This is a genomic window from uncultured Mycobacterium sp., from assembly GCF_964249325.1.
Taxonomy (GTDB): Bacteria; Actinomycetota; Actinomycetes; order Mycobacteriales; family Mycobacteriaceae; genus Mycobacterium.
The window spans coordinates 1-8,940 of the sequence record NZ_CAXUCH010000179.1; the positions used below are offsets into that span (position 1 = coordinate 1).

12 protein-coding genes and 4 pseudogenes are annotated in these 8,940 nt (G+C 65.8%); 9 read left to right on the top strand and 7 right to left on the bottom strand.

All coding sequences use genetic code 11. The features are described from left to right. The 3 genes and pseudogenes from ACFE99_RS18640 to ACFE99_RS18650 all read left to right on the top strand — a co-directional run. Window positions 1-1,283, top strand: a pseudogene (locus ACFE99_RS18640) (MMPL family transporter); the annotation flags it as partial. A gap of 7 nt (window positions 1,284-1,290) precedes the next feature. Next, window positions 1,291-1,983 carry a TetR/AcrR family transcriptional regulator gene (locus tag ACFE99_RS18645; RefSeq protein WP_375487851.1) on the top strand — a complete coding sequence of 231 codons (693 nt, stop codon included), beginning with the start codon at window positions 1,291-1,293 and terminating at the stop codon, window positions 1,981-1,983. Next, window positions 1,980-2,621 (top strand): class I SAM-dependent methyltransferase, encoded by a 642-nt coding sequence (locus ACFE99_RS18650; RefSeq protein WP_375487853.1) that lies wholly within the window; start codon window positions 1,980-1,982, stop codon window positions 2,619-2,621. The genes ACFE99_RS18645 and ACFE99_RS18650 overlap by 4 nt, the downstream gene beginning before the upstream one ends. A gap of 133 nt (window positions 2,622-2,754) precedes the next feature. Here the strand turns inward: ACFE99_RS18650 and ACFE99_RS18655 are convergent, their stop codons facing one another. Further along, window positions 2,755-3,612 carry an endonuclease domain-containing protein gene (locus ACFE99_RS18655; RefSeq protein ID WP_375487855.1) on the bottom strand — a complete coding sequence of 286 codons (858 nt, stop codon included), beginning with the start codon at window positions 3,610-3,612 and terminating at the stop codon, window positions 2,755-2,757. A gap of 116 nt (window positions 3,613-3,728) precedes the next feature. Continuing rightward, on the bottom strand, window positions 3,729-4,442 hold the full coding sequence (locus ACFE99_RS18660; RefSeq protein WP_375487857.1) for an NAD-dependent deacylase: 714 nt from the start codon (window positions 4,440-4,442) through the stop codon (window positions 3,729-3,731). Between the two features lie 34 nt (window positions 4,443-4,476). On the opposite strand from ACFE99_RS18660, the gene ACFE99_RS18665 reads away from it, so the two are divergent. Beyond that, complete coding sequence (locus ACFE99_RS18665; RefSeq protein ID WP_375487859.1) at window positions 4,477-4,842, top strand: GntR family transcriptional regulator; 366 nt, start codon at window positions 4,477-4,479, stop codon at window positions 4,840-4,842. A gap of 2 nt (window positions 4,843-4,844) precedes the next feature. Here ACFE99_RS18665 and ACFE99_RS18670 read toward each other — a convergent pair whose 3' ends face one another. Both ACFE99_RS18670 and ACFE99_RS18675 read right to left on the bottom strand, forming a co-directional pair. Continuing rightward, the gene (locus tag ACFE99_RS18670; protein ID WP_375487861.1) at window positions 4,845-5,372 is read right to left on the bottom strand and encodes a DUF1697 domain-containing protein; all 528 of its coding nucleotides are present in this window, start codon (window positions 5,370-5,372) and stop codon (window positions 4,845-4,847) included. A gap of 44 nt (window positions 5,373-5,416) precedes the next feature. Next, window positions 5,417-5,854 (bottom strand): annotated as a pseudogene (locus ACFE99_RS18675) (class I SAM-dependent methyltransferase); the annotation flags it as partial. A gap of 70 nt (window positions 5,855-5,924) precedes the next feature. Here ACFE99_RS18675 and ACFE99_RS18680 point away from each other — a divergent pair. Both ACFE99_RS18680 and ACFE99_RS18685 read left to right on the top strand, forming a co-directional pair. Next, window positions 5,925-6,368 (top strand): PPOX class F420-dependent oxidoreductase, encoded by a 444-nt coding sequence (locus tag ACFE99_RS18680; protein ID WP_375487863.1) that lies wholly within the window; start codon window positions 5,925-5,927, stop codon window positions 6,366-6,368. A gap of 44 nt (window positions 6,369-6,412) precedes the next feature. Continuing rightward, window positions 6,413-6,601: a DUF5302 domain-containing protein gene (locus ACFE99_RS18685; RefSeq protein ID WP_375487865.1), complete on the top strand. Its 189-nt coding sequence runs from the start codon at window positions 6,413-6,415 to the stop codon at window positions 6,599-6,601. On the opposite strand, the gene ACFE99_RS18690 is transcribed toward ACFE99_RS18685, so the two are convergent. Continuing rightward, complete coding sequence (locus tag ACFE99_RS18690; protein ID WP_375487867.1) at window positions 6,598-7,029, bottom strand: DUF4345 domain-containing protein; 432 nt, start codon at window positions 7,027-7,029, stop codon at window positions 6,598-6,600. The two genes, ACFE99_RS18685 and ACFE99_RS18690, sit on opposite strands and share 4 nt — an antisense overlap. A gap of 168 nt (window positions 7,030-7,197) precedes the next feature. Between ACFE99_RS18690 and ACFE99_RS18695 the strand changes: the two are divergent. After that, window positions 7,198-7,320 (top strand): annotated as a pseudogene (locus tag ACFE99_RS18695) (TetR/AcrR family transcriptional regulator); the annotation flags it as partial. Between the two features lie 6 nt (window positions 7,321-7,326). On the opposite strand, the gene ACFE99_RS18700 reads toward ACFE99_RS18695, so the two are convergent. Beyond that, window positions 7,327-7,629: a hypothetical protein gene (locus tag ACFE99_RS18700; RefSeq protein WP_375487869.1), complete on the bottom strand. Its 303-nt coding sequence runs from the start codon at window positions 7,627-7,629 to the stop codon at window positions 7,327-7,329. A gap of 163 nt (window positions 7,630-7,792) precedes the next feature. Here ACFE99_RS18700 and ACFE99_RS18705 point away from each other — a divergent pair, with 163 nt between their 5' ends. Both ACFE99_RS18705 and ACFE99_RS18710 read left to right on the top strand, forming a co-directional pair. Continuing rightward, entirely contained in the window at window positions 7,793-8,392 is a 600-nt protein-coding gene (locus ACFE99_RS18705) for an HhH-GPD-type base excision DNA repair protein (RefSeq protein ID WP_375487871.1), read from the top strand. Further along, entirely contained in the window at window positions 8,389-8,535 is a 147-nt protein-coding gene (locus ACFE99_RS18710) for a DUF1059 domain-containing protein (RefSeq protein WP_375487873.1), read from the top strand. The genes ACFE99_RS18705 and ACFE99_RS18710 overlap by 4 nt, the downstream gene beginning before the upstream one ends. Before the next feature lie 6 nt (window positions 8,536-8,541). On the opposite strand, the pseudogene ACFE99_RS18715 reads toward ACFE99_RS18710, so the two are convergent. Further along, window positions 8,542-8,940 (bottom strand): annotated as a pseudogene (locus tag ACFE99_RS18715) (hypothetical protein); the annotation flags it as partial.

Here is an 8,940-nt window from a genome sequence, read left to right on the forward strand (position 1 = left end):
TCCATCGCTGCCACGCGCGCCTGTTCTCGCCCGCGTGCGCCGGCTGGCGCGTCGAATGCTGCGCCGGGCCGATCCTGCCTACAAGCCGGTGCAGCAGCTGTTCTGGTACCGCTCAACGAAATTCGTGATGCGTCGCGCGGTGCCGATCGGTTTGGCGGTCGTTGCCCTGCTGATGCTGTTGGGGGTTCCGTTTCTCGGTGTGAAGTGGGGTTTTCCCGACGATCGTGTGCTGCCGCGGTCGGCCTCTGCGCACCAGGTCGGTGACCAGTTGCGCAATGACTTCGCCGACGACTCGGCGATGGCAGTGCCCATCGTCGTCCCCGACGCCCGCGGTCTTCGCCCAGGCCGCGCTCACGCGCTACGACGCGGGCAGGGACCCGCCGGCCGCGGCCACCGGGTTCGCCGACGGCAGTGCGTTTGTGACCGTCGCCAGCACTGCACCGCTGTTCTCGCAAGCCTCCAACACCCAGCTCGACAGGTTGCACGCCGTGACGGGCCCCGCCGGCCGGCCCGTCCAGATGGGCGGACTGGCGCAGATCAACCACGACAGCGTCAAGGCCATCGAGACGCGGCTGCCGCTGGTGTTGGGGTTGATCGCCGCCATCAGCTTCGTTCTTCTGTTCCTGCTTACCGGCAGCGTGGTGTTACCGCTGAAAGCGCTTGTCCTCAATGTGCTGTCGCTGACTGCGGCGTTCGGTGCGCTGGCCTGGATTTTCCAAGACGGCCATCTGGGCGCGCTGGGGACGACGCCCAGCGGCACGCTGGAGGTCAACATGCCGTTATTGATGTTCTGCGTGGCTTTCGGTCTGTCGATGGACTACGAGGTGTTCCTGGTGTCACGGATCCGCGAGTACTGGCTGCAATCCGACCGCACCCGCGCCGGCAACGACGAGAGTGTGGCGCTCGGGGTGGCCCGTACCGGCCGGGTGATTACCGCGGCGGCGTTGGTGATGTCCATTTCGTTCGCCGGGCTGATCGCTGCCCAGGTGTCGTTCATGCGGATGTTCGGTGTCGGACTGACGCTTGCCGTGCTGGTGGACGCCACCCTGGTGCGGACGGTGCTGGTTCCGGCGTTCATGCACATCGTGGGGCGATGGAACTGGTGGGCACCCAAACCGCTGCTGTGGCTGCACGAGCGGTTCGGCTTCAGCGAATCCGGCGCTGCCCAGCGGTTGACAACGATCGCTCCGACATCGGGGCGGCATCGCCGCTCCGATGTCCGGCTGGGCCACACGAGCGGTAATGGGCAACGGACCCGCGCATCGGTGAGCGACGGTGGTTGAGGTGCCGATGAAAAGTTTGCGACGACCGCGCGCACCGCGTGGCTCCGGTGACCGGCTGCGCGATGAAATCCTCGATGCCGCAACAGAACTGCTCTTAGAAACCGGGCACGCCAAGGCGGTCTCCATCCGGTCAGTCGCGCAACGCGTCGGCGTCACACCGCCCTCGATCTACCTGCATTTCCAGGACAAAGATGCGCTGCTGGACGCGGTGTGTGCCCGCTACTTCGCCAAACTGGATCAGGAGATGCAGCGGGTAGCGGCCGGTCAACAGTCCGCTGTGGAAGTGCTGCGCGCACAAGGGCTGGCCTATGTTCGGTTCGCAATCGCGACCCCTGAGTTGTACCGGATCGCCACCATGGGGGAGTGGCGGTCCGGCAGCGACGTGGACGCGACGCTGGACAGCTCGGCGTTCCAGCACATGCGTGAGACCGTGCAGACCCTAATGGATGAAAAGATCTATCCCTCAGGCGATCCGACGACGGTGGCGCTGCAGCTGTGGAGCGCCGCGCATGGGGTAGCGGCCTTGCTGATCGCCAAGCCGCACCTGCCGTTCGGTGATGCGGAGGCGTTCGCTGACCGGGTGTTGGGCGCAGTGTTCTGGGGGCATCTGGTGGCCGGGTTAGTTGGCCTCGATGCCGCACCCCAAGAACTGCTTAACCGGCTGATGGCACGTGAACAACGAGAGGGTTCGCCGGCATGACAGCGACGACAGCCACGGTGTGCCATCCGTTTTTCGCATGGGTCTGGCCCACCATCGCCGCTCACGAGACCGACACGCTGCGTGGGCTCCGCCGGGAAAACCTGGTCGGCTTGTCGGGGCGGGTGCTCGAAGTCGGTGCGGGCACCGGGACGAACTTTCCGCTATACCCCGACAGCGTCGAACACGTCGTCGCAATCGAGCCCGAGCCCCGGCTGGCCGCCCGTGCTCGCCAGGCGGCGGCCAAAGCTCCGGTTCGGGTGGACGTGAGATGCGAGACGGTGGAGCACTTTACTGCCGGCGAACCGTTCGACGCGGTGGTGTGCTCGCTGGTGCTGTGTTCGGTGGAGAATCCGGATGCGGTTCTGCGCCAGCTGCATTCATGGCTTGCGCCCGGCGGACAGCTGCGCTACCTCGAGCATGTGGCAAGCGGCGGTGTCCGCGGCCAGTTCCAGCGGCTGGCCGACGCGACGTTTCATCCCCGGTTAATGGGTAATTGCCATACCCACCGCCACACCGAGCGGTTGATCGTCGACGCCGGTTTCAACGTCGACCACGCCCGGACCGAGCGGCCTTTGCCTGCGTGGGTGCCATTGCCGGTGGCGGAGTTTCGGCTCGGCCGCGCCCGCCGCCCGGCCTAGGTCGTCGAGACTGCGCCCATAGCGTCTGCGCCGCCACCGCGCCGAGGCGCCGAGGCTGCGCTTATAGCGTCGAGACTGCGCTCATAGCGAGTGACGGCGATCCACACAAGCCATAGGCGCAGGCTCGATGCCACTAACGCAGACTCGAGCGGCGAGACTCCAGCGCGTCGCGCACCCGGCGGATGATGTCCGCCGGACGATCATCGGCGAGTACCCGGATGACGATCCAGCCCAGCCGTTCCAGCTCTTCGCATCGGCGAATATCCCGGGCGTACTGCCAGCGGTCGAGCCGATGGTGTTCGCCGTCATACTCGACCGCGACCATGACGTCCTCCCATCCCATATCGAGGTAGTACGTCTGACGGCCGTCGGCGCTCACCACCGGAATCTGGGTGCGCGGCCGTGGCAGGCCAGCCCGAATCAACAAGAGGCGCAACCAAGTTTCTTTGGGCGACTGTGCACCCGCATCGACGAATTCCAGCACGGTTTCCAGCTGTCTGAGCCCGCGCGCGCCGCGGTGCCGCCCGGCAAGTTCGGCAACGTCGCTCAGATCGACGCCGGTGGCCGCCACCAGCGCATCCATGTGAGCAACCGCGGCGCCGACCGGTCGGCGGCGACCGATGTCGAATGCGGTGCGCACCGGTGTGGTCACCGGCAAGCCCGCCACCAGGTGGGATTCGTCGGGATGCAGACTTACCGCGGAGGTTCGCACCCCGCATGGGGGCCGCGCGTTCGACCAGAACAACTCGATTGGACAGCGATCGTCCACCCATTTCGAGCCATGCCAAGCCGCTGCCGTTAAGCCCGCGACCACTCCCTGCCGATGCGACCACAGCCACGCTGCTACTGCCCGCTGCTGCAACGTCAGCTGTTGGTCGCGGCGGACGTAGACATCGGGAAACACCGCCCGAAACCCGGACCGTAGTTGGTGCCAGCGCAGTACTCCGCCGGCGAGCGCCTCGCTACCGATGAAGGGTTCAGTGGTCGTCATAGCGCTAGGTTCATCGGTTGCCCCGACGCCAGCGCGACCGATACTGCGGTGACAGCCTGCTTTTGTGGACGACCGCGATGTGTGCGCAGCCTCGGCGCTGTGGACGCAGAGTGGGTTTAGTTCAACAGGGCGGGCAGCCGCTGCAGCAGTCCCGGCAATGCTTTGCTAGCGCTCTCGCGCAGGCAGATCGTCGCGCTGCGGGACAGCGGCGTCGGCTCGGGATTGACCTCGACGACAGTCGCGCCGCGCGCCAACGCCAGCTCGGGCAGACCCGCGGCCGGATAGACGATCGCCGACGTACCCACCACCACCAGCACGTCGGCGGCCTGCGTGGCCTCGACGGCTCTCTGCCAGGGCTCCTCGGGCAACTGCTCGCCGAACCACACGACGTCCGGCCGGATCAGGCCGCCGCAAACACAGCTCGGCGGTTCCAGTTCCAGAACGGGCTCAGACATTTCCGGCAGCGTGCCGGCATAGGGCAATGCGCAATCGGCGCAACGGAAATCGAAGATGCTGCCGTGCACGTGGTGGACGGGGTCGCTGCCGGCGCGCTCGTGCAGATTGTCGACATTTTGGGTGACGACGGTGACCTCGGCGTGGTCCTGCCAGGCGGCGATGGCGCGGTGGCCGTCGTTGGGTTCGACGCAGCTGGCCAAGTAATGCCGCCATAAATACCACCCCCAGACCCGTTCCGGGTTTTGCAGCCAACCGTCGATGCTGGCCAACTCGTAGGGGTCGAAGCGAGCCCAGAGCCCGTTCTTGTCGTCGCGAAAAGTCGGCACTCCGCTCTCCGCCGAGATTCCCGCGCCACTGAGCACTGTGATCCGCACCCTCCCAACATAGTCGCTGCGCGATACTGGGCAGGTGGAGCTGGGGGAAGCACTGCGACTCGATGCGCGGGCGGGCAGGCCGCTATTCGACCAGCTCAGGACTCAGCTCATCGACGAAATCCGGACCGGCAGGTTGGCGCCCGGCACCAGATTGCCGACCGTGCGCGAGCTGGCCGGCCAGCTACACCTTGCCGTGAACACGGTGGCCCGCGCCTACCGCGAGCTGGAGACAGCCGGCATCGTCGAAACCCGCGGCCGATTCGGCACTTTCGTCGCCCGGGCTGACCCGGCCGACGCCGCGATGGCGGCTGCGGCCCGGACCTACCTCGACACGGCCCGCGCACTGGGCCTCGGCAAGCACGACGCGATGCGTTATCTGGATGTCGCGCCGGACGACTGAAACTACTTGTCCGCTGCCTGCAGCACCTTGGCCAGCGTGCGCAGGTTGCGGGTAGTCGTCGACGACTTGTAGCGCGGCTTACCCATCGTTTTGCCGATGGTGCTGTCCAGGGTGGAGCCCTTGGGCACTTGCCAGTAGATGACCCCGTTTCCGCGGCTGATCTTCTCGCCGGACGCGGCAGTCAGCGCGGCGAGTTCGTCAAGCACCTTGGTATCGCTCACGAACGTCACATACGACTGGTATCCCTCGACCTCGCGTTCGAACGGATACGCATCGAAGATGGCCCGCACGCTTTCGACGTCGTAGACCAGCACCCAGGCGTCATAGCCGAAGCGTTCGCGCAACGCGGCTTCTATCCTCGCGCGCACCGGGCCAGGCTTTGACGGCGACTCCAACAGCACGTTGCCGCTGGCCAAGATGGTGCGCACGGTGCTGAAACCGGCGTCGGCCAACGCGCTCGCTACCTCGGCCATCTTGAGGTTGACGCCGCCGACGTTGACGCCGCGCAGGAATGCCGCATATCGGGTCATGCGAATTCCAGCAGCGTGACGCTTGAACGTCTCCGGCGCAGCGGGACGTCGTCCATCCAAATGCGGTCGAGCACCGATTGGGCGAGTTCGACGATGCGGTCGTCGCGGGGAAGCAGTTGCCGGCGCAGCGCCATCACCGGCGGCAAGTCGACCGAATACCACGTCACGTCATCGAGCAGGCCAGCTCGATCCAGACGCCAGAAACTGGTTTGCAAGCCTTCGGCAAGAGCGACGACATACGCCTGCGGGTGCGTGCGCAGATACTCCGCGGTGGCAGAGTCGAACGTCAAGGCCCGCCGCGGGTGAGACTGGTGCGGCTTGCCGAACTTGTCTTAGTCATAGTCGATCACGTCGAAAAGTGCGATGGCCCAAGGGTCGTCGAGCACACCACCCGGGCGCTTGGCCTCGATGGCCCGATTGCGCAGCGTCCACAGTGTGGTGGCCGAGACGACCACCAGCGAATTGCCGTCGACCCTCGTCATAGCGCGATGGTAGCGACGCCGCCGGCGAATCGGGACCGGTCACCGGCAGCGGCGACGGTAGGCTCGCGTCATGGGACGCCGCGTGTTCGACGACAAGCTGCTGGCCGTGATCAGTGGGAACTCCATCGGCGTGCTCGCCACCATCAAGCGCGACGGGCGGCCCCAGCTGTCGAACGTGCAGTACTACTTCGACCCACGCAATTTGGTCATCCAGGTATCGATCACCGAGCCGCGTGCCAAGACCCGCAACTTGCGCCGTGACCCGCGGGCCTCGATCCTGGTCAACGCCGACGACGGATGGTCGTACGCCGTCGCCGAGGGCACCTCGGAATTGACGCCGCCGGCGGCCGCGCGCGATGACGACACCGTCGAGGCGCTGATCACCTTGTACCGCAACATCGCCGGTGAACACCCGGACTGGGACGAATACCGCGACGCGATGGTCACCGACCGACGGGTGGTTTTGACGCTGCCCATCACCCACGTATACGGCCTGCCGCCCGGCATTCGTTAGCCTGCGCAACGCTCGGCCGGCCGGATCCGCGCTAGGCTGCCGACATGGCGGTATCGAAGCCCGGACCAGATCCCACGTCGGAAGACGAGACCAAACGCAAGTTCCGGGAAGCCCTGGACCGCAAGAAGCAGAAGTCGTCGTCCGGATCCGCTCACAAGGACGCCGGCGCCAAACAGCCGCGAACACACGGGCCCGCCGAAAGCCGCCGGGAGTTCCGGCGCAAAAGCGGTTAGTCGCTGACCGCCGCGCCCAGCGCGGCTTTCTGCTGAGCGTCGGCCAAACCGAAAAATGCTGCTGGAACGGCGAATTCGACTGCGGCGAGCACGTCTTGAAACCAATGCGGTCGACCGTTTACGGCCCGCGAGATCAACCGTCCCACGCCGCCGGCAAGCATCAGCCCGGCCAGCAGGCGCACCTCGTCGGCGCGGATCGGCGACTGCCGGGCCGCGCGCATCCAGGCGATTCCGTACCCGGCGAAGATGGCCGAGTAGAAACGCTCCCGAGAATCGACTGTCGCGTTGGCGTCCGTCGCGCCGGGAACCGACGCGGTGCCGAGCGCGAAGTGGTAGGCCCCGATGGCGATCGACGACACGCCGGTACACACGGACAGATACTTCAGGTATCGGCCCTTGGGCGTCGTGACAGCGGTAGTGCCAGCCATCTCAGCGGTTCCTTTCACACGTACGGCAGCGGCTTGGGCCAACCGTAGGCCCAGTAAGTAGACGGGTGTCAACTTAGTGTGTAAGCTCTTGCGGGCCAAGGCCAATCGTGTAGCTGCTATACCCCGCGTCCCGGACAGCTGTAGACGGTTGTCAACTAGGATCTGGGTGTGGCCGTTCAACGTCGTCTCGGTCCCGAGCTTCGCCGCGAAAACGTCATAGAGGCCGCGGAGCGGGTCTTCGCGGCCCTGCCCTACGAGGACGTCACCATAGATGCCGTCGCCGAAGAGGCCGGCATTTCACGGGCGCTGCTGTACCGCTATTTCCCCGGCAAACCGGCACTGTTCGCGTCGATATACCGGCGGGCGGCCGAGCGGTTGCTCGACGGCGTCCGGTTGCGCCCGAATGCTTCGCTCGAAGAACAGATCGGCGGCGGCCTGGACGCCCAGCTCGACTACTTCGTCGCCAACCGCAACACCGTGCTGGCCGCCAACCGGACATTGGCCACCGATCCTGTCGTGCAGGACATCATCAACGCCGAGCTGGCCGCGCTGCGAGATCGCATCGCCGATGCGGCCGAGCTCGACCAGCCTGCGCGCCAACGACTTCCGCTATCGTCATCAGCTGGCTGGCATTCGTTCGGGTGCTGTGTGTGCAATGGCTGGCCGACGAGCAGTTCACCCGCGAAGAAGTCCGTGCCCTGTGTATGGACGCTCTTACCGCGATACTGCCGCCGCAGCCGTAAGTGGTCCTTAGACTATGGGCGTGCCGAAACTGCAGCTCGCTCAGGACCCGCGCGCCGACGCGCTGCTGGAATCCAACCCGTTCGCGCTGCTGGTCGGCATGTTGCTGGACCAGCAGGTGCCGATGGAGACGGCCTTCGCGGGCCCGAAGAAGATCGCCGACCGCATGGGCGGTTTCGACGCCACCGAGATCGCCGACTACGACCCGGACAAGTTCGCCGCACTGTGTTCGGAACGGCCTGCGATACATCGCTTTCCGGGTTCGATGGCCAAGCGGATTCAGGCGCTCGCACAGGTCATTGTCGACCGGTACGACGGCGACGCAGCCGGCTTGTGGACGGCCGATGCGCCTGACGGGGCAGAAGTGCTGCGGCGGCTCAAAGGGCTGCCCGGCTTTGGCGAGCAGAAGGCACGCATCTTTTTGGCGTTGCTCGGCAAGCAGTACGGTGTGACGCCGGCGGGCTGGCGGACAGCGGCCGGCGAATACGGCAAGGCCGGCAGCCACATGTCGGTGGCCGATGTCGTCGACGCCCGCTCACTCGAGCAGGTGCGCTCCTTCAAGAAGCAGATGAAGGCAGCCAAAACGGCGACTCCGAAGGTGACCCGAAAGGCGGCAACGTGAAGACACACCTGAACTGTCCGTGCGGTGAGGCGATCGTCGGCAAGGACGAGGACGAACTGGTCGAACTGACCCAGGCGCACCTTGCCAGCGCTCATCCCGGCCTCGAGTACGACCGCGACGCGATTCTTTTTATGGCGTACTGACGGGCGTTACGGCACCACCGTCGAGCCGATGGTGGGCATGAACTGGCACTGCTTTTCCTTGGTGGTGACCTGCCCGAAGATCGTCGAGATGATGCTGCCCGAACCGGTGTCCGCGATAGCGGTCAAGGTGGTCGGCCCGTCGGGGTTGATGTCGGGCCGCGGCTTGAGTGTGGCGCTACCCGACTTGCCGGTGGTGAGGTTCACCCACGTGACGTTCAAGGGCAGCTTCTGCTCGTCGGCGGGCCCCGGTGTGCCGATCGCGGTGAACACGTAGGCGGTTTGGCCAGGACCGGGACCGGGAGTGGGGATCTTGGCCGGCCCCGCCACCGACAGCGCGGTCGCGATTGAGCTGCTGCCGTCGGCCAGGCAGCCGCTGCCGATCGAGGGGTATATGAAGTCCTGGGT